This window comes from Nostoc mirabile CHAB5784 (genome assembly GCF_020829645.1).
GTDB lineage: Bacteria > Cyanobacteriota > Cyanobacteriia > Cyanobacteriales > Nostocaceae > Nostoc > Nostoc mirabile.
The window spans coordinates 21,028-47,050 of the sequence record NZ_JAIVFS010000045.1 but is presented as its reverse complement, the minus strand read 5'-3'; the positions used below and the strand labels follow the sequence as shown (position 1 = coordinate 47,050).

The following is a 26,023-nucleotide window of genomic DNA, read 5'->3' as shown; positions in this document are numbered from 1 at the left end:
TGATATGAACTGTATTGATTTATATTTAGCAACACCAAATTTTGAGATAGAGGATAAGCAGTGAATACAACCTTAAGCCGCCAAGCTATTGAAAATATTTATCCCCTCTCACCCATGCAGCAGGGTATGCTGTTCCATAGCCTTTATGCTCCCAATTCTGGTGCTTATGTCATCCAAGTAAGTTATGAATTACACGGTAGTTTAAATATTCCGGCTTTTGAGGAAGCTTGGCAACATTTAGTCAATCGCCACGCTGTGTTACGAACAGCATTTGTTTGGGATAAGTTAGAAAAACCATTGCAAGTAGTCGGCAAACAAGTAAAATGTCCCATTACCCATCTTGACTGGCGCAATTATTCTACCACCGCCCAACAACAGGAACTCACAACACTACTACAAAAAGAGCAACAACAGGGATTTAGCTTATCGCAAGCGCCCCTAATGCACATCACTCTCATCCAACTTGCACCAACAGTATATCAATTTGTCTGGAGTTATCACCATCTGTTATTGGATGGTTGGTCAATGCCGATTTTGCTCCAGGAATTTCTGATGATTTATGGTGGATACAGTCGGGGACAAACACCGAGACTATCTAACCCGCGTCCTTATCGAGACTACATCGCTTGGTTGCAGCAGCAAAATGTTTCCCAAGCAGAAACGTTTTGGAAACAGCATTTACAGGGATTTACAACTCCCACCCGCTTGGGTATTGGACAAAGGAGCGATGCTCGACCTGATAATTTATCCACCCATTATACTGAGCAGAGCATTCACTTAACTTGTGAGCAAACGCAGCAACTATACAATTTCGCCAAACAACAGCAAATTACTCTCAACACTCTTGTACAGGCAGCTTTTGCTCTATTGTTAAGTCGTTACAGTGGGGAAATGGATATCCTATTTGGTACTGTCTGTTCTGGTCGTCCAGGCACGCTAACAGGTGTTGAATCGATGGTGGGACTGTTTGTTAATACATTGCCACTACGAGTATTAGTCTCACCACAGCAAAAATTATATTCTTGGTTGCAAAAGATTCAATTACAGCAAGTAGAAATACGGCAATACGAATACAGTAACTTGACTGATATTCAACGTTGCAGCGAAGTCCCGCGCTCTCTGCCATTATTTGAAACCTTGGTAGTGTTTGAAAATTATCCTGTAGAACCTGCCCTCAAGCAATCCTTGGAAACGGTGCAAATTCGTAACATCCACGCCACAGAGCAAACAAATTATCCTTTAACACTGTATGCGGTGGCAGATTCTCAGCTTAGTTTAAGATTGTTATCCGATCGCGATCGCTACACCGAAGACAATATTACCCAATTATTGCAACAGCTAAAAACTCTATTATTAGGGATGCTGACTCAGGGTGATTGTCTTTTGGTACAACTGCCATTACTTTCCCCGATACAACAGCAGCAAATACTAGTTGACTGGAATGACACAGCTAGGGAAATCCCCAACCAATGTTTAGATGAATTGTTCGCGCAACAAGCAAAGCATTCACCCGATGCAACAGCAGTTGTGTTTGAGGAACAACGTCTTAGCTACGCCGAATTAAATGCCAAAGCCAATCAAATCGCCCATTATCTCCAAAAATTGGGAATTGTGCCAGAGGCACGGATCGGAGTTTATTTAGAGCGATCGCCACAATTACTTATAGCACTATTAGGTATCCTCAAAGCTGGAGCCGCATACATTCCTCTCGATCCCAGCTATCCGGCTGAACGTCTGCGCTTCATGATTGAGGATGCTCAGATTGCTTTGTTGCTCACTGAATCTAGCCTGGAAGAAGGCAGGGGGCAGGGGGTAGGGGGCAGGGGAGAAAGTCTTTCCCTTTTGTCTGGCTTCTCTCCAAACTATCAGGTAATCTGTCTCAATACAGAATGGGAAATAATCGCTCAATGCAGCATAGAAAATCCTGAATGTCAAGCAAATCTAGCAAATTTAGCTTATTTGATTTATACCTCTGGTTCCACGGGCAGACCAAAAGGGGTGATGGTGGAAATGCGATCGCTTGTCAATATTCTCACAGCATTGAAGCAGCAGTTATCAATTACTGCCAGCGATCGTCTTTTGGCAAGCACGACAATCGCCTTCGACATAGCCGCCTTAGAACTGTTTTTACCCCTAATTGCAGGCGCTCAACTCATCCTCACTCGCCAAACCGCCCTAGTTGACCCCGGCCAATTAACAGCCGCTATCAAACAACATCAAATCACCGTCATGCAAGCTACCCCTGCAACTTGGCGGTTACTTTTAACCAGTGGTTGGCAAGGGGAACCAGACTTAAAAATTCTCTGCGGTGGAGAAGCATTAGATAACTCTCTGGCTGCACAACTTCTATCATCAAGTCAAGAAGTCTGGAACCTCTACGGGCCAACAGAAACCACCATTTGGTCAGCCATGCAACAACTCAGTAACGGGGAGTCTGTTACCATTGGTCGTCCCATTGCCAACACCCAATTTTACGTCCTCGATGACCATTTGCGACCAATTCCCGTGGGTGTACCCGGAGAACTTTACATCGGTGGTGCGGGAGTAGCACGAGGTTATTGGCAACGTCCAGAGTTAACAGCAGAACGGTTTGTGGCAAATCCCTTTGGGAAGGGAGTGGGGAGTGGGGAGCTCTTGAGCACAGGAGTGGAGTTCAAAGACTCATTCACGGAGTTCAAAGACTCATCCCCAATGCCCCATGCCCAATGCCCCATGCCCAATGCCCTATACAAAACAGGCGATCGCGTTCGTTATCTACCGTCTGGTAATTTAGAATACTTAGGTAGATTGGATAACCAAGTAAAAATTCGGGGCTTTCGCATTGAGTTGGGAGAGATTGAAGCGGTACTAAGCCAACATCCAGAAGTGGCGCAGGCTGTAGTTGCTGTGCGGGAAGATGAACCGGGAGAACGTCGTTTAGTAGCGTATGTTGTCCCCAATACACCCCTTTCATCCCCCCTTACCAAGGGGGGACAGAGGGGGGTGCCCGACAGGGCGGGTGGGGTTACAGCTATACGTTCCTTTTTAGCAACAAAATTACCAGCGTATATGATACCTGTGGTGTTTGTCGTCCTAGAGCAATTACCTCTTACACCCAACGGTAAGGTAAACCGCCAAGCACTACCCGCGCCAAATAACTTGCTCTGGGCACTGGCGACATCTTTGATTTTGCCGCAGACACAAATCGAGCAAAAAATCGCTCACATCTGGCAAGAATTACTTCATGTTGACACCATCGGCATCCATGATAATTTCTTTGAGTTAGGAGGACATTCCTTACTGATGGTAAGAATGCAAGGACAATTGCGCGATCGCTTAAATCAAGATATTCCTTTAGTAGAGTTATTCCGTTATTCAACAATTAGTTCCCTCTCCACCTATTTAGCCCAAACCACCACATCAACCTTACCTGATAGCGAAGTAGAATCCAGAATTGTCCAGCTAGAAACAGGTAAACAGCGACTTTTACAACGCCGCCAACAGCTTGTAGAAAATCAGCAAACTAAACCAAACTAACCCTAGTACCGCTTCGCGTAATTCGTAATTCGTAATTCGTAATTCGTAATTACTATTGCGTAAGGGTTTTAGACATTTCAAATGGATGGCGTGATTTAGCCGAACTGAACTAGTAGTTGTACATCATTCTTCTCTCCTCTGCGCTCTCTGCGTCTTGGCGGTAGCCTGCGGCAAGCCGAAGAAGCGTCTACGTTTCAAAAAACTTATATTATGAACTACAACGGATTAGAAATAGCAATTATCGGCATGGCGGGGCGATTTCCCGGAGCCAATGACTTACACCAATTCTGGCAAAATCTCCAGGATGGTGTAGAATCAGCTACTCTTTTAACTGATGAGCAATTACAAAAAAGTGGTGTAGTTCCTTCACTACTGCAACATCCTGACTACGTGAAAGTAGCTGCAACTCTAGAAAATATTGAATGCTTTGATGCCGAATTCTTTGGATTCAGCCCCAGAGAAGCAGAAATTCTCGACCCGCAGCATCGATTGTTTTTAGAATGTGCTTGGTCAGCATTGGAAGATGCTGGATATGATCCCCAGAGTTATGCAGGAGCGATCGCAGTATATGCCGGTTCTGCAATGAACAGCTATCTATTGAATTTGATTTCTCATCCAACCATTCAAGCCAACGTCAATCGCTATCAATTGTTTTTATCCAACGACAAGGATTTTCTCACCACACGGGTTTCTTACAAACTCAATTTGCGCGGCCCAAGCGTGGATATTCAAACAGCTTGTTCCACATCCTTAGTAGCCGTGCATCTGGCGTGTCAGAGCTTGTTGAGTGGAGAGTGTGACATGGCATTGGCGGGGGGTGTATCCTTATCCAGCCCAACGGGTTATTTGTACCAAGAAGGGGGAATTTACTCGCAAGATGGGCATTGTCGAGCCTTTGATGCTGATGCTCAAGGAACGATCGCAGGTAGTGGTTTAGGTGTTGTTGTTCTCAAACGCCTCGAAGATGCTCTCCAGGATGGCGATTATATCCATGCTATAATTAAAGGATCGGCACTGAATAATGATGGTGCTTTGAAAGTCAGCTACACAGCTCCCCGAATTGATACCCAAGCAGCCGTGATTCGAGCGGCTCAAGCGGTGGCGGAGGTAAACCCGGAAACTATTACGTATATTGAAACCCACGGTACTGGTACTGCATTGGGCGATCCGATTGAAATTGCGGCTCTAACTCAAGCTTTTCGCTCTCAAACTGAAAAAACCGGATACTGTGCGATCGCCTCTGTAAAAACTAACATTGGACACTTAGATGCCGCCGCCGGGATCGCCAGTTTCATCAAAACTGTGTTGGCGCTCAAACACAAACAACTTCCCCCTAGTTTGCACTTCCAGCAGCCTAATCCTCAAATTGATTTTACCAAGACTCCTTTTTATGTCAACACCAAATTAGCCGATTGGCAAACCGATCAGACTCCCCGCCGTGCGGGTGTGAGTTCTTTTGGTATTGGTGGGACAAATGCTCATGTGATTCTTGAGGAAGCACCTGCAATCATATCATCCAGTGCTTCCCGTCCCTGGCAGTTGTTAATTTTATCAGCGAAAACTCCCACTGCTTTGAGTGCGATCGCAGATAATTTAGCTAGTCATTTAAAAGAGCATCCATTAAACTTGGCGGATGTAGCCTATACCCTGCAAATAGGACGACAGGATTTTGACCATCGGCGGATACTATTGTGTCAAACGACAGCAGAAGCAATCCAGATTTTGGATGATAAAGGGCAAATATTGACTCAGGTTGCTCCTAAACAAAGGCGTGAAATTGCCTTTTTATTTCCAGGACAGGGAAGCCAATATCTCAACATGGGTAAGGAGTTATACGCCACAGAATTAGTATTTCAACAACATATTGACCATTGTTGTGAATTACTCCTTAAACATTTGGATTTTGATTTGCGAAATCTACTTTATCCTTCCCCAATGCCCAATGCCCAATGCCCAATGCCCAATGCCCAATCCCCCGCTTTATCCCAAACCGCCTACACTCAACCAGCTTTATTTGTAATCGAATATGCCCTAGCACAACTGTGGATATCCTGGGGAATTCAACCTCAAGCCATGATTGGTAACAGCATTGGTGAGTATGTTGCTGCAACCTTGGCAGGTGTATTTTCTCTGCCGGATGCTTTAAAGTTAGTAGCCATGCGTGGTAAGTTGATGCAGCAATGTCCGCCAGGGGCGATGCTATCAGTGGCAATGTCGGCGGATACTTTACAACCTTTATTGGGAGAGAGCTTAGTCATTGCGGCAAATAACGCACCTCAGTTATCTGTGGTATCTGGTACTGAGGTAGAAATTGCCAAGTTAGAACAATATCTAAATACCCAAAACATTACCTACCGTCGCTTGCAGACATCCCACGCTTTCCACTCACCCTTAATGGATGAGATCATCGCGCCATTTATTGATGCTTTGGCTCTTATGAATTTGCTAACGCCTCAAATCCCATTTATTTCTAACGTCACTGGCGACTGGATTACATCTGAGCAAGCAACTAACCCTGATTACTGGGGAACTCACTTACGACAACCTGTACAATTTGCTAACGGGGTAACAGAACTCCTCAAAGAACCCAACCGAATTTTACTGGAAGTCGGTCCAGGGAAAACACTCACTACTCTAGCCAAGCAACAAACCCCCACTCAAACTATACTATCTTCCCTCCGCCATCCCCACCAAACCCAATCAGATGTAGCATTTTTGCTCCAAACTTTGGGACAATTATGGTTGGCGGGTGTACCGATTGATTGGTCAGGCTTTTATGCTCACGAACAGCGCCACCGATTGCCATTACCCACCTATTCCTTTGAGCGTCAACGTTACTGGATTGACCTCCAAGCAGTTCCACTAGCACAAGAGCATTCACCGCAAATTAATCCTACCTCTGACTGGTTCTATATGCCCTCTTGGGAACGGAGTTTATCACGTCCGTTGGTAGATTTAACTGAACAACGGCAGTGTTGGCTGGTGCTAGCAGATAATTACGGCATAGGGACAGAGATTATTCACACCCTGCAAAACGCTGGACATGATGTAATTATCGTTACTCCTGGCGAAAAATATGAACAACCCGCATACCGTACCTTTACAGTTAATCCTCAAGAAAAACAGGACTTTGTTGATTTGCTGGAAGACTTGCAGATGCGTGAACTTATCCTTGATCGCATTTTGCACTTATGGAATTTAACTAGTACTAACGAACAGCAAAACCAGAGTTATGATTTATTGTATTTGGCGCAAGCGATTTCTTCGCAGTCAGTTAATCCACCAATCCAAATTACTATAGTCACAAATGACGGGCAACTAGTATTGGGTAACGAAGAAATAAACCCCAAGAAAGCAATAGTTTTGGGTATGGGTAAAGTTATTTCTCAAGAAATTTCCCAAGTGAGTTGTTGTTGTGTTGACATCGTAGTGTCCAAGGAAACTGATACACGCCAGCAATTAGTGCAGCAATTAATTAGAGAATGTTTCAGCCCCGCAAATGAGGCTGTTGTTGCCTACCGGGGTAGTCATCGCTGGCAACAAATTTTTAAACCCGTGCGAATTGATACACCCCACCCCAGCCCTCCCCTTGCAAAGGGGAGGGAGTTAGAACCCCTTCCTAACCCTCCCCTTGCCAAGGGGAGGGTGCCCGATAGGGCGGGTGGGGTTTTACCTCTGCGACAAGGAGGAACATACCTGATTGTGGGAGATTTGACAACGGGACTGGGAACAGTTTACGCCGATTTTCTGACACAAATGCCAGTGCGGTTAATCCTGCTTAGTGATGTCATTCCCGAAACCCTAAAACAAACTTTAGATAATGCCAGTGTCGATTATGTCTCAGGGAATGTAGATATTACTGACCACCAGCAGTTAGAAGAAGCGATCGCCCATGCCGAACAAAAATTTGGACAACTACACGGTGTCTTCTATTCCACGCCCATGAGCAATGAGCATTCAATGGCATTGCTGCCTCAATTGATACCAAATCACTGGGACTACAATTACCGTACCAAAGTGCAAGGATTATTTGCCTTAGCTGAAGTTATCAGCGACAAATCCTTAGATTTTTGCGTGTTGCAATCATCCCTTTCTAGTGTTTTGGGCGGTTTGGGATTGGCAGCTTATGCCGCCGCCAATGCAGTAATAGATATGTTTGCTGTGCAACAAAATCAAACCAGTACATTTCCCTGGATTAGCATCAACTGGGATGCTTGTCGAGAAGACGCATCTGAGATTAACAGTGGTTTTGGAGCAAATTTAGCCGCACTAGCACTTACTCCTCAAGAGGTTTGGGATGCTACCTGCCGAGTTATCAGCTTAGGCTTACCAGAGTCTGTCGTAGTTTCCAAAAGTCACCTCCACAAGCGTTTAGAGCAATGGGTAACACCAAAAGCCCCAAATGCAACCAAAACAGAATTATCCACTGATATTGCCCATACACGCCCCAACCTAGCCAACGAATACATTCCACCCAGCAACGAAATCGAACAAGCGATCGCTCAAATTTGGCAAGAACTCTTAGGAATTACACCCATTGGCATTCATGACAACTTCTTTGATTTAGGTGGACATTCCTTATTGGCAATTCAAGCTATCTCTCGAAAGCGCGATCGCTTCGGCATCGAACTCTCCATGCGGAGTTTACTGGAGGAAGCACCAACTGTTGGTAGCATTGCAGCAGTTATTGCCTCTAAAAACCCAAAATCTCAGGATTTAGCCGAAATAACCGCATTATTGAGTGATATTCATAACTTATCACCAGAGGAGGTAGCACAACAACTTCAAGAGTAGGTAATGGAGAGCAGAAATAAAATTTTTCACATTTTTGGTATATTTTCCCTGTATAAAGATGATGAAAATGAGCTTAATACTAGTTTCACTCACTAAATACAGCCCATCATAAAAAGGGTACGTAAATCTTAACTGTAGGTTGGGTTGAACTTAAGTGTTACCCAACAGAGGCGGGAATGTTGGGTTTCGTTCCTCAACCCAACCTACAAAAAATAAAATTCCGACCCCTTTTTGCGGTGATGTGTACTAAAAGCGTTAGCGTAGCGGGGCAAAGTCCGGTATTAAACCAAAGTTTATCACCCAGTCGTACAAAATACATAGCTGAATTCTTCTTCATAAATTCAAAATCTAATATCTAAAATGGCTGACTTACTACAACTCCTAGCTAAATTATCTCCAGAACAACGCCTACTATTTGAACGCCGCCTCAAAGAGCGAGGGTTGACATTAGGGCAATCTCTGACGATTCCCAAACGCCCAGATACAGAAGATATTCCTCTATCTTTTGCTCAACAACGCCTCTGGTTCATTCAGCAACTCGAACCCACCAGTTCTGTTTACAACGTCCCCTGTGTTCTGCGGCTACGGGGAGTCTTGCAGGTGTCAGCATTAGAAAAATCTCTAAATGAATTACGGCGACGACACGAAACCTTACGCACTTGTTTCACTACCAACGCGCAAAAGCAGCCTATCCAAGTCATTACACCTTGGGAACCTCTGGCGCTTCCCATTATTGATATCAGCGAAATTAACACTCCATTAGAAGTGGAAATGTTAGCTCTTGCAGAGGCAAAACGCCCCTTTGATTTGAGTCAGCCCTTATTGCGATCGCTCTTATTATATTTAGGAGAAAAAGAGTATATTTTACTGCTGACAACGCATCATATTATTTCTGATCGCTGGTCGATTGGCGTTTTCTTGAAAGAATTATCGTTACTATATTCAGCATTTATCCAGGAAGAAACTTCATCATTACCAGAGTTGCCCATTCAGTATGCTGATTGGGCTGTGTGGCAAAGGCAACAGTTACAGGGTGAGTTTCTCACAGAGCAAATTAGCTATTGGCAACAGCAATTAGGTGGTGAATTACCTGTTTTACAGTTGTCAAGTCGCCCACAACCAGCCGTACCTACATATAGCGGTTCACATTATCCTGTAGCTTTATCGCCATCTTTATCCCAAGCAGTCAAAGCTTTAGCAGCCAAGCAAGGGGTAACGCTGTTTATGCTGCTGTTAACTAGCTTTCAGGTATTGCTGTATCGCTACACGGGAAAGGATGATTTAGTTATTGGTACTGATATTGTTAACCGCGATCGCCAAGAGACTGAAAATTTAATCGGTTTGCTGGTGAATACGCTGGTGTTGCGTACCAATTTGGCAGGAAATCCCACGGTACAGGAATTATTGGCGCGAGTGCGTGAGGTGGCGCTTGCAGCCTTTGCCCATCAGTATTTACCTTTTGAAAAATTGGTGGAAGTGTTAAATCCTGAACGGAATCTCAGTCAGATGATGCCGTTATTCCAAGTTAAGTTTGATTTACAATTGGCATCGGTGCGATCGCCACAATTGCCAGGATTAACTCTGGAACGCTTACCTTTTGATGAAGACACGGCAAAATACGAATTACGTCTGAATTTGCAGGACACCGAACAAGGAATTACTGGACAGTTTGAATACAGTACAGATTTGTTTGATGTTGCTACAATTGCCCGCATGGCAGAACATTGGATTACTTTGCTAAAGAGTATAGTTGTAAATACTGAGCAAAGGCTGTCAGAAATATCTTTTTTAACCGGAAACGAACAGCAGCAATTTCAAATTTGGAACCAAACTACACAAGAATATCCTAGTCATCAGTGCCTTCATCAACTATTTGAAGCGCAAGTGGAACGGACACCGGATGAAATAGCGCTGATTTTTGGTGAGCAATCTTTTACTTATAGAGAACTTAATAGTAAAGCTAATCAACTAGCACATCATTTGCAACATTTGGGTGTAAAAGTAGAAACACCTGTGGGAATTTGTCTGGAACGTTCTGTTGAGATGGTGGTTGGGATTCTGGGGATTCTCAAAGCGGGTGGAGTTTATGTACCGTTAGATCCAGGTTATCCTGAAAGTAGGTTGAGGTGGATTTTGGATGATGCGCGAGTTCCGATTCTGTTGAGTCACGCACAGACGCATAGACAAGGCAGCGCGTTGGGGAGCCAGCGCGGTCTTCTCCCAAGGGGAGACGCTTTAGCGCATAGCGCAGCGTTAGCGAGTCTTCTCCCAAGGGGAGACGCTAAGAGCGAACGAGCGTCTGGGGGTTTCCCCCATGAGCGACTGGCGTCCGGCTTTGCCGACTTGAAGCGACTGCCGCGCACAGAGGAGATTGAGAGGGTTATTTATTTAGATGAAGATTGGGAAGCTATAGCTGAAAATTCTGTTAGTAATCCTGTCACCAACCTTACACCGGAAAATCTAGCGTATTTGATTTATACTTCTGGCTCTACAGGGAAGCCGAAGGGGGTGATGATTGAGCATCGCAATCCAGTTTGTTTATTGTATTGGGCGCGGGAGGTGTTTAGTGCAGATGCGATCGCTGGTGTATTAGCCTCAACTTCAATTTGCTTTGATTTATCAATATTCGAGTTATTTGTACCTCTGAGTTGGGGCGGTAAAGTCATTCTTGCAGAAAATGCCTTAGCGCTGTCGAATTTGCCAGCTAAAAATCAGGTAACGCTGATTAATACTGTACCCAGTGCGATCGCACAATTACTGCAACTCAATGCTATTCCTAACTCTGTGCAAACTGTGAATTTGGCAGGTGAACCCTTGAGTTGGCGACTCGTGCAAAAACTTGAAGAACTACCCCACATTCAACAAATATTTAACCTCTACGGTCCCTCGGAAGATACTACCTATTCCACCTACGTCCAACTTAAAGGTGTGACTCCCATTACTCCATCTCCGACAATTGGTCAACCCATTGCTAATAGTCAAGTGTACGTTTTAGATGAGAATTTGCAACCAGTACCAGTGGGTGTATCAGGAGAACTTTACATCGGTGGTGCAGGAGTAGCACGGGGTTATTGGCAGCGTCCAGATTTAACAGCAGAAAGATTTATACCAAATCTTTTTTACAATTCAAAATTCAAAATTCAAAATTCAAAATTGTATAAAACAGGCGATCGCGTCCGTTATCTTCAAGATGGTAATTTGGAATACTTGGGCCGATTGGATAACCAAGTAAAAATTCGGGGTTATCGTATTGAATTGGGTGAGATTGAAGCGGTACTAAGTCAACACTCAGATGTGCAGGAGTGTGCTGTAATCGCTCCTGAAGAAGTAACGGGTGACAAACGATTAGTTGCTTATATTGCTCCTATAAGTGCAAAATCCTCAAAATTGCGGCAATTTTTGGCGGAACGTTTACCGGGTTATATGATTCCCACAAACTTTATTACTTTGGAAGCACTGCCGCGTACTCCCAATGGCAAAATTGATCGTCAGGCATTACCCACGGGAGAAAAAATACGTCCAGAATTAGAGAATGCCTATGTGGAAGCACGGACACCCACAGAACAAACTCTCGTGATCATCTGGGAAGAAACACTTCAAGTTGAACAAATTGGAGTTAATGATAACTTTTTTGTATTGGGGGGACATTCGCTGCTGGGTATTCAGTTAGTGGCGAAAATCAATGAATCTCTCAATGTAGAAGTCCCTCTCAAGAGCTTATTTCAGCATCCGACGATCGCAGCTCTGGCAGCACAAATTGAGCAATTACAGGGCGATATCACCCAGTCGGGATTACCCCAAATTCAACCGCGTCCCCAAGAACGCTATCAACCCTTTCCCCTAACGGACATTCAACAAGCATATCTCATCGGACGTAACGCGGCTTTTGAGTTGGGTAATGTTGCTACCCACGGCTACCAAGAAGTTGAAACGGTGGGATTGTCTGTAGAACAAATGGAATGGGCATTACAGAAGCTAATTGAGCATCATGATATGTTGCGGGTGATTGTGCAACCCGATGGACAACAGCGCGTTTTAAAAGAAGTGCCACCTTATAAAATTGCTGTGACTGATTTGCGTGGAGAATTAGAACCCCTCCCCAACCCTCCCCTTAGCAAGGGGAGGGAGCAATTACAAAACCCTCCCCTTGACAAGGGGAGGGTGCCCGATAGGGCGGGTGGGGTAGAGTTGATGGAGTTGCGCGATCGCCTTTCTCACCAAATATTTGCTACCTCTTGCTATCCATTATTTGAAATTCAAGCAGTTTTATTGGATAAGGAAAAAATTCGCTTCTGCATTAGCTTTGATGTTTTAATTGGGGATGCTTGGAGTTTTAGACTACTAGGCACTCAATTAGTGCAAATATTGCACAATCCTGATACTCAATTGCCAGCAAGCAGATTATCTTTTCGTGATTATGTGTTGGCAGAACAGGAACTACGGAAATCGGCAATTTATGCGCGATCGCAAGCATACTGGAAAGCACGACTTGCCACTCTACCAGCCGCACCAGATTTACCTTTGACTCAGCCCCTCAGTACAATCACCCAACCCCATTTTGTCCGGCGCAGTGGCAATTTAGCTCCAGAGAAATGGCATCGGCTAAAACAGCAAGCCAGTCAAGTCGGAATTACGCCATCGGGTTTGCTATTATCTGCATTTGCCGAAATTCTGTCTCGATGGAGCAAAGAGCCGTGTTTTACCCTAAATTTGACCCTTTTTAATCGTCTACCCTTGCATCCCGATGTGAATCGAATTGTGGGAGACTTCACCGCATCTTTGCTTTTGGCAATTGAGAACAAGGGGCGTAAAAATTTCCTGGAACTTGCCCGTCACATCCAAGCACAGCTATGGGAAGATTTAGATCATCGCTACGTCAGTGGTGTGGAAGTGCTACGCCACCTTGCCCGCAATCAACAACGGGTGACAGGCGCAATCATGCCCGTAGTTTTTACCAGCACACTCACCCAAGACAATCGAGAACAAACAACAGAGCGTAGCTGGCATAGTGAGTTAGTATACAGCCTCAGTCAGACTTCCCAAGTGTATTTTGACCATCAAGTAGGAGAAGTTGCCGGGGCTTTAGTTTTTAACTGGGATACCATTGATGATCTCTTCCCACCAGGGCTGTTAGATGAAATGTTCCACACCTACAGTGAATTCTTGGAACATTTAGCAACATCATCAGCAGGTGAGATGAGGGAGAAGGACTTTTTTCCAATGCCCAATGACGCCACTTGCTTCTCCTGTCGGAGACGCTACGCGAACAAGTCGGCAGAGCCGCAGGGCGCAGTGGCTCCCCCATGCCCAATGCCCCATTCCTCATTCCTGATTCCCTTACTTCACACCCTATTTTTTGAGCAGGTAACAAAGCAACCCAATCAGCCTGCAATCTTTATTACACAAAAATCTCTGACATATCAACAGGTAAGCGATCGTGTTTGTCACCTTGCCCAACTATTGCAGCAACTAGGCGTAATACCAAATCAATTGGTGGCAATTGTCATGGATAAAGGTTGGGAGCAAGTAATTGCCGCCTTAGCAATTTTGACAGCCGGGGCTGCTTATGTACCTATCGATCCTCAATTACCGACACAACGCCGCCTACATTTGTTGCAGTCAACCCAAGCGCAAATTATCCTCACTCAATCCTGGCTGGATGTGGCTTTAGAATGGGTAGATGATTGCAGCCGTATATGTGTTGATACTTTCGATGCTCCACCTCATACAGCCATACCTGCACCGATACAGCAACCGACAGATTTAGCATACGTCATTTACACTTCCGGTTCTACTGGCAAGCCTAAAGGTGTGATGATTGATCATCAAGGAGCGGTGAACACGATTTTAGATATTAATCAACGCTTTGGCATGACAGCTAGCGATCGCATTTTAGCTCTGTCTTCCCTGAGTTTTGATTTATCTGTATATGACATATTTGGCATCCTCGCCGCCGGAGGAGCAATTGTCATTCCCGATTGCGATCGCCCCAAGGATCCATCTCACTGGATGCACCTAATTACCCAGCATCAGGTAACAATTTGGAATTCTGTTCCCGCCTTAATGCAACTTTTGGTTGAATGGGGGAGTGGGGAGTGGGGAGTGGGGAGTGGGGATGAGGGAGATAAGGGGGATGAGGAGGATCTCTTCCCAATGACGCCACTTGCTTCTCCTGTCGGAGACGCTACGCGAACAAGTCGGGAAGCCCGCCCAACGCAGTGGCTCCCCAATGCCCAATGCCCAATGCCCAATGCCCAGTCACTCCGCTTAATTCTCCTTAGTGGTGACTGGATTCCTCTCACACTCCCTGAGCGCATTTGCAGTCAATTTAATCATCCCCAAATTATCAGTTTAGGGGGTGCTACAGAAGCCTCCATCTGGTCTATTTTCTACCCTATTACCAAAATCGATCCCACTTGGAAAAGTATTCCCTACGGGTATTCTCTGACCAATCAACAGGTTTACGTACTTAATCAATCCCTTCAACCCTGCCCGAATTGGGTAATTGGTGAACTTTATATTGGCGGTTTGGGTATCGCCAAAGGCTACTGGCAAAACCCAGAATTAACAGCAGAAAGGTTTATTCCCAATCCGTTTATTGGGGACTGGAGACTGGAGAAGAAGCTCTTGAGCAGGGAAGCAGAGGTCTGGAGAATACCAATGTCCAATGCCAATGCCCCCTGCCCCCTGCCCCCTGCCCCCTGCCCCCTGCCCAATACTCTCTACAAAACCGGCGACTTAGGACGCTATCTACCAGACGGGACAATAGAATTTTTAGGACGAGAGGATTTTCAAGTTAAAATCAATGGCTACCGGATTGAGTTAGGCGAAATCGAAGCGGCTCTACAACAGCATCCAGCGATCGCTCAAGCAGTTGTTACAACTTTGGGCTTACCATCTCAACAGCAATTGCTTGCCTACGTGGTGTTGCAACCAGAGGTAATTTCTACTCAAGAAACTGCCCTCAATTCTTCATCCCAACTGGATTTTAAGCTCCAGCAACGGGGTGTTAGAGGGTTTGATTCTACTCGTTCGGTTGCTTTACCTGGGGCTGAGTCTTCTGCTGTCAAGCTGCAACGACAAAGTTATCGCCAATTTTTAGAGCAATCTGTATCCCTTAATAGCTTGGGTGAATTTTTAGAATGTTTGCGATCGCAGCAACTATTAAATTCACCATTGCCCAAGTACCGTTATGCTTCTGCTGGTAGTTTGTATCCAGTACAGACATACATTTACATTAAGCCAAATCGAGTTCAAAATTTAGCGGCTGGGATTTACTACTATCATCCCCAACAGCATCAACTGATTCACCTGAGCAATTCAGCTAAAGTTGACAGTGGGATTTATGGCATTAATCAGGGGATTTTTGATCAAGCGGCGTTTGCCTTATTTTTAATTGGTGAAATGCAGGCGATCGCACCAATTTACGGCGATAAATCTAGGGATTTCTGTTTATTGGAAGCGGGTTATATCAGTCAGTTATTAATGGAAACGGCTCCAGATTATGACTTAGGCTTATGTCCGATAGGGGCTTTAGAATTTGATGTTATCCGCGAGAATTTTGCTTTGCACGAGGAGCATATATTGTTGCATAGTTTTGTCGGTGGTTGTATCGATCCAACCTGGAAAACTCGTTGGCTGTCGCCAGAAAATCCGCAAACGCAGTTAACAAAAACAGAATTGATGACGCAAAAGTTACGGCAATTCCTACAGCAACGGTTGCCAGAATATATGATACCTACACTTTATATGCCTTTGGAAGCATTGCCATTAACACCTAATGGGAAAGTGGATCGCCGCGCCTTGCCTTTACCAGAGTTTCAATCCACTAAAACTGATTCACCTGTTATACTTCCTACCACAGATTTGGAAGTGGCGATCGCAAACCTTTGGCAATCTGTTCTCCAAGTTGAGGTGCCAAGCATCCACGATAACTTTTTCGAGTTGGGGGGCAATTCTTTATCAGCAACCCAGGTACTTGCTCAGATGCGTTCCTCTCTCCAACTTGATTTACCAATTCGGGAGTTTTTCCTCAATCCTACCTTAGCTTCCCAGGCTGATTTACTGGAACTGCAATGGCAAAAGAAGCCACAACCGGCAAAGACACCGCAAATTGAGCGCGTTGAACGGGCACAAGCACAACAGTTATTAGCTAACTTAGACCAACTTTCTGAAGAAGAAGTAGAGAAATTACTCAAGCAAATGCAAGCACAAGAGGGGGTTAAAATAATTCGTAATTCGTAATTCGTAATTCGTAATTCGTAATTCGTAATTAAGTTTTGTGGCGGGGATTTATACCTCGCCACAAAACTTACCGCTTGTTAACGTGAGTTCGACGAACCTCTCCCTGCCTTGAACTAAAGTTCAAGTCTGTCCCTCTCCGACTCGGAGAGGGACGGTTTTGCGTAGTAAAACCTTCTTAGAGGTTTTTTGATTGAACAAATTGGGTAGATATTATATGAGCAATCGAATTCACGTCTTGTTAGAAGCGGGGGACTTAAACCCCCAGAATTTGTTAACTATAGAAATGCTTTTAAAGATGGGTTTACAAAGAGATTTGACGTTTATTATGAAGCCGTGAGTCTCATGGTAACAATATGATAGCTTGAAATAGCAAAATGTAATATCGATCATCTGTTGCGGCTGCTATAGCTCTTAAGCACAAAAGCTGCTATAAATCAATAGTTGTAGGGTAGGCAACGCTACTATTTTACGCAAAGCTGCACTAAGGTGAATACGTTTTTAAAATTAACTGAGAATTATTGTCATATAGTGTAAAATCATATCAATACTAACTTGACTTAACGAAATTAAGTAAGTTGGCACAATAAAACCAAACTGTGTGAAGAAAAGTAAACAAGGCTCAAACCCTTTTTTCCCCAAGCTTTTAGCGCCCATAAAGAACTGCCTTATCCCAACGAGAATTATTGACGCCGACCTACTTATTTCCTAATAAGCGTTATATATTGCGCTTCACATACCATTTTACAGACAGTTTGTCATCAGGCGTTGCGCCGCCACTACCGATAAAAATCTCTCTTTCGCAAAACAGCATTTATAAGTAACATTTTTATCTGTGATTCCTGCGAATAATTTCTTTATATGAGTCATTCACAGCCAAACACCTCTGAACTACAGGCGTTACAAAAAAGACAACTTTTAGCAAAACTCTTGCAACAGCAAGCAGCCAAGCAACAAAATTTTCCCCTATCCTTTGCCCAAAAGCGGCTATGGTTTCTCGAACAGCTACAACCAGGACTATCTGTTTACAATGTTCCCAGCGCTTTACGTTTGACGGGAAAGCTAAATATTAATGGTTTGGGGCAAAGTTTGCAGTCAATCGTCCGTCGTCACGAAATCCTTCACAGTAGTTTTTCTGTAGTTGATGACGAACCTGTACAAAATATTACTGCAAATTTTACACTCACACTGCCTCTAGTTGATTTGCGCGGATTATCACCAGAACACCAAGCAGCGCAAGTCATGCAACAGGCAAATCTTTTAACTGTGCGTCCTTTCCAGCTTACTCAGGCTCCGTTGTTCCGTGTGGCACTGCTGCAACTAAGTACTACGGAATATGTGCTGCTGTTTGTCATGCACCACATTATTGCTGATTATTGGTCAATGCGTGTCTTAGTGAGAGAATTAGCATTGCTATATCAAGGATATAGTAAGGGGCAACCATCAATTTTACCTGATTTATCAATTCAGTATGTAGATTTTGCTACTTGGCAACAGAAATGGCTGCAAAGCGAAGCACGCACCACTCAACTAACTTACTGGAAAGAACAACTCCAAAATTGTCCCTGTGAATTATCCCTACCAATAGATTATCCTCGTCCAGCAAGACAGACTTTCAAGGGAGCGCGGCAGTTTTTTACACTGTCACTAGAATTATCTGACAGGCTGCGGCAACTCAGTCAACAGCAAGGTGCTACATTATTTATGACCATGCTGACAGCATTTAATGTCTTGCTGTATCGCTACAGTGGGCAAAAAGATATTTTGGTAGGTTCCACGGTTACTAGCCGCGATCGCCCAGAAATTGCTAATCTGATTGGGTTATTTGTAAATAATCTGGTTTTTCGTACCAATTTATCTGGTAATCCTAGTTTTTGTGACTTACTCAACCAAGTGCGCGAAACAGTCCTTGCGGCATTGTCTCATCAAGAATTGCCCTTTGAAGATTTGGTAGAACAACTGCAACCAGAACGGAATTTAAGTCAAAATCCCCTGTTTCAGGTGATGTTTATTCTCCACAACACCAAGAGCCAAAGTACCAATTTGGCTGGATTGACAATTGAACCTTTGGAGACTGAACATTCCACAGCCCGCTTTGATTTGAGCTTGGATATGTCCGAAACACCAAGGGGATTAACGGGGACATTTGAGTATAGTACCGATTTATTCCAAGCAGCAACCATTGATCGCCTGATTCACAATTTCCAAACACTGCTGCATGGAATTGGGGAAAATCCCGATCAACACATTGCTGAGTTGCCTTTACTCACAGAGAATGAGCAACAACAGTTACTTGTGCAGTGGAATGATACTGTTGTAGAAATTCCTGATTTATGCGTTCAGGAATTATTTGCCCAACAAGCCCAAAGAACACCAGATAAAATAGCAGTCATTTTTGAGAATAAGTCCCTAACTTATATAGAACTTAACACCAAAGCGAATCAACTCGCCGATTATTTGCAAAAGTTGGGTGTTCAAACAGAAACACGGGTGGGGATTTGCTGCGATCGCTCCTTGGAAATGGCGATCGCACTTTTGGCAGTTCTCAAAGCTGGAGCAGCATATATTCCCCTCGACCCTGCTTATCCTCAAGAGCGTTTGGGGTTTATCCTCCAAGATGCTCAAATATCAATTTTACTCACTCAAAATAGATTATTAAATTTATTACCTGAAAATCCTGCTGAAATTCTCTGTATAGATACGCAATTAAATTTTATTGATAATTTAGAGAGTGATAATCCCTTAGTTAAAGTTGACCCCAATCAACTAGCCTACCTAATTTACACCTCTGGCTCCACAGGTACACCGAAAGGCGTGCAAATTTTGCACAGAGGACTGACCAACTTTTTGAATGCAATGGCGAAAATGCCAGGATTAACGGCAAAAGATAGCCTCCTCGCCGTGACAACCTTAGCATTTGACATCGCCGCCTTAGAGATTTTCTTGCCGTTAATTGTTGGTGCTAGTCTCGTTCTTGTGCAACGGGAGGTAACACTAGATGGAGTCCAACTAGCAGCCGCCATAGAACAACATCAAATCACCGTCATGCAAGCTACTCCAGCCACCTGGCGCTTACTCTTAGCTAGTGGTTGGCGTGGAAAAGAAGATTTAAAAATTCTCTGCGGTGGAGAAGCTTTAGATAATTCCCTCGCCCAGCAGTTAATATCATTCAGTCGAGAAGTCTGGAACCTTTACGGCCCAACAGAAACCACAATTTGGTCAGCCGTACAAAAACTCAGTCCGCGTGAGTCTGTTACCATTGGTCGTCCCATCGCCAACACCCTATTTTACGTCCTCGATGACCATTTGCAACCAGTTCCCGTGGGTGTACCAGGAGAACTCTACATCGGTGGTGTGGGAGTAGCACGGGGTTATTGGCAACGTCCAGAGTTAACAGCCCAAAGGTTTTTGGCAAATCCTTTTGGGAAGGGAGTGGGGAGTGGGGAGTGGGGAGTGGGGAGCAGGGGAGGAGGAGAGCAGGGGAGCAAGGGAGAGTTAAAATTAAATTCATCCACCTCGGAACTGGATGAATCCACCTCGGAACCTCAAGGCTTCCAATGCCCAATGCCCCATGACGCCACTTGCTTCAAGTCGGCAGAGCCGCCCAACGCAGTGGCTCCCCCATGCCCCATGCCTAATGCCCTATACAAAACAGGCGATCGCGTTCGTTATTTAAAAAATGGTAATTTAGAATACTTGGGCAGATTAGATAATCAAGTAAAAATTCGGGGTTATCGGATTGAATTGGGTGAGATTGAAGGGGTACTCCAAAAACATCCAGAAGTGGCTCAGGCTGTAGTTACTCTCAAAGAGGATGAACCCAGAGAGCGGCGTTTGGTAGCGTATATTGTCCCCAATACACCCCACCCCAACCCTCCCCTTAGCAAGGGGAGGGAGCTAGAACCCCTCCCTAACCTTCCCCAAGGCATTGGGAGGGAGCTAGAACCTCTTCTTAACCCTCCCCAAGGCACTGGGAGGGTGCCCGATAGGGCGGGTGGAGTAAAAACCGCTATACGTTCCTTCCTGGCAACAAAATTACCAGTTTATATGATCCCTACGGCGATTGTAGTACTGGAAAAATTACCTCTTACACCTAATGGTAAAGTTGATCGCTTGGCACTACCAGATGCCGATGTCAATTCGGTGGCGACTACGGTAACGGCTCCCCATACACCCACGGAGGAACTGTTGGCAGGCATTTGGGCATCGGTGCTGGGTATAGAGTCAGTGGGCATTGATGACAATTTCTTCAATTTGGGGGGACATTCACTTTTTGCAACGCGGGTAGTTTCTCAAATTCGGCAGGTGTTTAGTGTAGAATTACCATTGCGTCATCTGTTTGAAACACCAATACTTGCTAATCTGGCACTAGTGATTGACCAAATGAGGCAAAGCCAATCTTTAAGTGTAGCCCCAGCGATATTGCCAATTCAGCGCACTGGTAATTTACCTCTGTCTTTTGCTCAACAACGGTTTTGGGTTTTGTCGCAGTTAGAGCCAGATAGCCCATTTTACAATATTCCCTTGGCGGTGGAAATTCAGGGAGATATCGATTTGGGAATTTTGCAGCGCAGTTTTGATGAGATGGTGCAACGACAGGAAATTTTACGGACAACTTTTCAAAGCGTTGATGGACAGCCTGTTTTGAGGATTGCTGATTTTTGTCAGATCAATATATTAGCAATTGATTTGCAAGCTCTGGCGGCTAATGAACAGCAACAGGAAATTGAGGATTTGCTGTTGTCACAACAGCCGTTTAATTTGGAGGATGGGCCACTGCTGCGGGTGCAGTTGTTGCGTTTGGGGAGAACAAGTCATGTTTTGCTGTTGACGTTGCATCATATTATTGCTGATGCTTGGTCTATGGGGTTGTTGGTAAGGGATGTGGTGGGGTTGTATCACGCCCAGACGCAGAGGCGCAAAGAAGAGGAGGAGAAATTTTTAAGTGTTCAGTATGTGGATTTTGCTTACTGGCAGCGAGAATGGTTGCAGGGTGAGGTGTTGGAGGGGCATCTGGGATATTGGCGGCAGCAGTTGGCTGATGTGCCTGCTTTGTTGGAATTACCAACGGATTATTCTCGTCCGGCTGTGCAATCTTTTAGAGGGGCTGTGCATCGCTTTGGTTTGTCTTCGGGGTTAACTGAAGCGTTAAAACAGTTAAGTCAGCGTCATCACAGTACTTTATTCATGACTTTGCTGGCTACTTTGAATGTGCTGTTACATCGTTATACGGGCAGTGATGATATTGTTGTTGGTAGTGCGATCGCTAATCGAAATCGTATAGAAACAGAATCATTAATTGGCTGTTTTGCCAATACTTTAGCACTGCGTAGCGATTTAAGCGGCTATCCCACCTTTGAAATGTTACTGCAACGGGTACGTGCAACGGCTCTCGGTGCTTATGCTCATCAAGATTTGCCTTTTGAGCAATTAGTAGAAGTTTTGCAACCGATGCGATCGCTCAGTCATACGCCGATTTTTCAAGTTATGCTGGTGTTGCAAAATCTCCCTCTGCCAGAATTAGATATGGCAGGAATGCAATGGCAGATTCTTGACGTAGATAGTGGAACGGCAAAATTTGACCTCACTTGGATAGTCAGCGAAACTCGAGAGGGACTGAGTTGTAAGCTGGAGTACAACACCGATTTATTTACAGCGCCAACTATTGCGCGTTTGGCTGGACATCTGGAAACACTATTAGAAGCCGTTGTTGCTAATCCCCAGCAACCCATTGCCGAACTACCTTTGTTGAGTATTGCTGAAAAACAGCAATTGGGAGAATGGAACCAAACTCAACGGGAATATCCTGATGGGCAATGTTTACATGAATTATTTACTGCCCAAGTCAGGCAAACTCCTAAACATACTGCCGTTATTTGGGGTAGAGAAAGTTTAAGTTACCAGGAATTAAACACCAAAGCTAATCAGCTGGCTCACTACCTACAACGTTTAGGTGTACAGCCAGAAGTTCCCGTGGGGATTTGTGTAAATCGTTCCCTGGATATGATTATCGGCTTGTTGGGTATTCTGAAAGCTGGAGGCGCTTACGTTTCCCTTGATCCAAGTTATCCTCAAGAAAGACTCGGATTAATTATCCAAAATGCCCAGATTCAAGTTTTGATTACCCAGCAGCATCAATTGCCCAAACTACCCAGCTTAGATATTCCTGTAATTTGCCTGGACACAGATGCAGAAGCAATTTCCTTAGAGAATACCGCAAATCCCATCAATAGCCTCACACCAGACAATCTGGCATACATCATCTACACCTCTGGAACTACAGGCATTTCTAAAGGAGTTGCAATTTCCCATCGCAGTCCCGTTACCTTGATATCTTGGGCAAAAGAAGTTTATTCAACAGCACAATTAGCAGGTGTCCTGGCCTCCACATCCATTTGTTTTGATTTATCGGTGTTTGAAATCTTCGTACCTCTGAGTTGGGGAGGAAGTGTGATTTTGGCAGATAACGCCCTTGAGTTACTGGAATTACCAGCCGCAGGGCAAGTAACTCTGCTCAACACCGTCCCCTCAGCCGCCAGAGAATTGCTGCGTCTCAATGCCATTCCCGCATCAGTGCGGACTGTGAACTTAGCAGGAGAATCCCTACCGAAATCCTTAGTACAACAACTTTACCAACAATCCACCATTGACCAAGTATTCAACCTCTACGGCCCTTCAGAAGATACTACCTACTCCACCTTTACCCTTATTCCCAAACACAGCCACCAAGCCCCAACTATCGGTCATCCGATTGCCAATACTCAAGTTTATATTTTAGATAAAAACCTGCAACCCTTACCCATCGGCGTACCTGGTGAGATTTACCTCGGTGGTGCAGGAATTGCCCGTGGTTATTGGCAACAACCAGATTTAACAGCCCAAAGGTTTGTGCCGAATCCGTTGATTGGGGAGTGGGGAGTGGGGAGTGGGGAGTGGGGGAACAGGGGAATGGAGTTCAAAGACTCATTCACGAGTATAAAAGACTCGTCAGCGAGTATAAAAGACTCGTCGGCGAGTATCAAAGACTCATTCACGAGTATAAAAGACTCATTCACGAGTATCAAAGACTCGTCGGCGAGTATCAAAGACTCATTCACGAGTATTAAAGACTCGTCAGCGAGTATTAAAGACTCATCGGCGAGTATTAAAGACTCATCCCCTATTCCCAATGCCCCATGCCCCATGCCCATCCTTTATAAAACAGGCGATCGCGCCCGTTATCTTCCAGATGGTACTATTGAATACTTGGGGCGCTGGGATCATCAGGTGAAGTTGCGCGGTTTCCGAATTGAGTTAGGGGAAATTGAAGCAGTGTTACATCAGCATCCGGGGGTGTTACAAGCAGTAGCGATCGCTCGGCAAGATACGCTAGATCATGCCCGTTTGGTTGCCTATGTGGTTCCCAAGTCAAAGCTACAAGAGACAGAGTTACGCCAATTTCTGGCAGCAAAGTTGCCTGGCTACATGGTGCCGTCAGCCTTGGTAATTGTGGAAACTCTGCCATTAACTGTTAATGGAAAAGTTGATCGTCGTGCCTTGCCGATTCCCGAATTGCGACCAGTAAATACCTCTTTTACTGTCTCCCGCACACCCTTAGAGCAACAATTAGTTACTATTTGGAGTCAGGTTTTAGGTGTAGAATCAATTAGTATTCACGATAATTTCTTTAGTCTAGGCGGTGATTCCATCCTAGCAATTCAGGTGGTTGCTAAGGCGAATCAGCAAGGGTTGGCATTACTCCCTCGGCAGATGTTTCAATATCAAACGGTGGCAGAATTAGCAGCTATTGTTGATACTATTAAGGAAATTTCCATACCCCAGGAGGCAGTAACGGGAGATATTCCCCTGACTCCAATCCAACACTGGTTTTTTGAGGAAAATCTCGTTGATCCACACCATTGGAACCAAGCAATTCTCTTGGAAGTGCAGCAGCCTCTTAATTTTACTTGGCTGCGGCAGGCGTTAGAGAAGATAATTACACACCATGATGGATTGCGATCGCATTACCCCACCCCAACCCTCCCCTTGGCAAGGGGAGGGAGAGAGATTTCTGATTTCCCCCCGATGCATTGGGGAGGGAGAGAGATTTCCGATTTTTCCCCTTTACAAGGGGGGATTAAGGGGGGTAATACAACTTCTGTCTACACGTTATATGTTGATTTATCGGAATTAGCGGTTGTAGCACCGGACAAAGTGCAAAAAACGATTACTACCCATGCTGATGATTTACAAGCCAGTTTTGACCTAAATAAACCGCCATTGCTACGTGTGGCATATTTTAACTTGGGTGAACAGCAACGTCATCGCCTGTTAATCATCATCCATCATTTAATTGTCGATGGCATTTCTTGGCGGATTCTTCTAGAAGATTTGCAATTAGCCTACCAGCAACTCAACCAAAAACAGGAAATCCAACTACCGCCAAAAACCACATCCTTTCAACAATGGGCAACTCAACTTAGAGATTACACCCAAACTGCCAATTTGCAACCAGCATTAGATTATTGGACATCTCCTTCTTGGCAGCAAGTTACTCCCCTACCAATAGATGATCCCCAAGGTTGCAACAGAATGGCAGATGTAGATACCTACTCTGTTTCCCTGAGTTCTCAAGATACTCAAGTCTTACTCCAACAAGTTCCGGCAGCGTACCACACACAAATTAATGATATTCTGTTGACAGCCTTAGTATTAGCATTCCACTCTTGGAGTGGCGATCGCCATCTTTTAGTAGAATTAGAAGGACACGGGCGAGAAGATTTGTTTCCAAGTATGAATTTATCTCGCACAGTGGGTTGGTTTACCAGCCTTTTCCCAGTACTCTTAAATATAGATGCATCATCAGAACTGGGAGATTCCCTAAAAACAATTAAAGAGCAACTACGCCAAGTACCAAATCGTGGTATAAGCTATGGATTATTACGCTACTTAGCATCCCCAACAATTCAAGCCAAATTGCGGGCAGTTCCCTCACCACAGGTACGATTTAATTATCTCGGACAATCTGACCAAATCTTTTCCCAATCATCTCTTTTCATCCCGGCGCGTGAGTCTGTCGGACATAGCCGCAGCCAGCGAGGAACACGCAACACCCTGATCGAAATTAATAGTATCGTTACAGGAGGACAACTGCGATTTGATTGGTTCTATAGTCGAACCCGACATCAACAGCAAACAATAGCCACCCTAGCTAAAAATTATCAAACAAAATTGCGATCGCTAATTCAGCATTGCCTCTCCCCCAACGCTAACGGGTTCACCCCCTCCGACTTCCCCCAAATGCAACTCACCCAAGCAGAACTCGATAAATTATTAGCAGACATATAATCTAATTCGTAATTCGTAATTCGTAATTCGTAATTAAAAAATTCAGATTGAATCAGGGCTTCCAGGTTTAAATCTGTTGCCGGATTTTAGATAATTGTAGGACTTACGCAAAATATCTCTCAAACTCTGATTTCTCTGTGTCGCG

The 26,023-nt window shown here is 44.6% G+C and carries 4 protein-coding genes; all 4 read left to right on the top strand.

All coding sequences use genetic code 11. From position 1 onward, the window contains the following. Nucleotides 1-60 precede the first annotated feature (60 nt). Complete coding sequence (locus LC653_RS46940) at nt 61-3,516, top strand: non-ribosomal peptide synthetase (RefSeq protein WP_229497410.1); 3,456 nt, start codon at nt 61-63, stop codon at nt 3,514-3,516. 210 nt (nt 3,517-3,726) lie between these two features. Continuing rightward, complete coding sequence (locus LC653_RS24980) at nt 3,727-8,310, top strand: type I polyketide synthase (RefSeq protein ID WP_229497409.1); 4,584 nt, start codon at nt 3,727-3,729, stop codon at nt 8,308-8,310. A gap of 360 nt (nt 8,311-8,670) precedes the next feature. Beyond that, entirely contained in the window at nt 8,671-16,554 is a 7,884-nt protein-coding gene (locus LC653_RS24975) for a non-ribosomal peptide synthetase (protein ID WP_229497408.1), read from the top strand. Nucleotides 16,555-17,412: 858 nt separating this feature from the next. After that, on the top strand, nt 17,413-25,878 hold the full coding sequence (locus LC653_RS24970; protein WP_229497407.1) for a non-ribosomal peptide synthetase: 8,466 nt from the start codon (nt 17,413-17,415) through the stop codon (nt 25,876-25,878). Nucleotides 25,879-26,023: the final 145 nt, after the last annotated feature.

Bases quoted from the DNA above. Each gene is read 5' to 3' on its own strand.
- LC653_RS24980 (WP_229497409.1), top strand. From the start codon at position 3,727: ATGAACTACAACGGATTAGAAATAGCAATTATCGGCATGGCGGGGCGA.
- LC653_RS24975 (WP_229497408.1), top strand. From the start codon at position 8,671: ATGGCTGACTTACTACAACTCCTAGCTAAATTATCTCCAGAACAACGC.
- LC653_RS24970 (WP_229497407.1), top strand. From the start codon at position 17,413: ATGAGTCATTCACAGCCAAACACCTCTGAACTACAGGCGTTACAAAAA.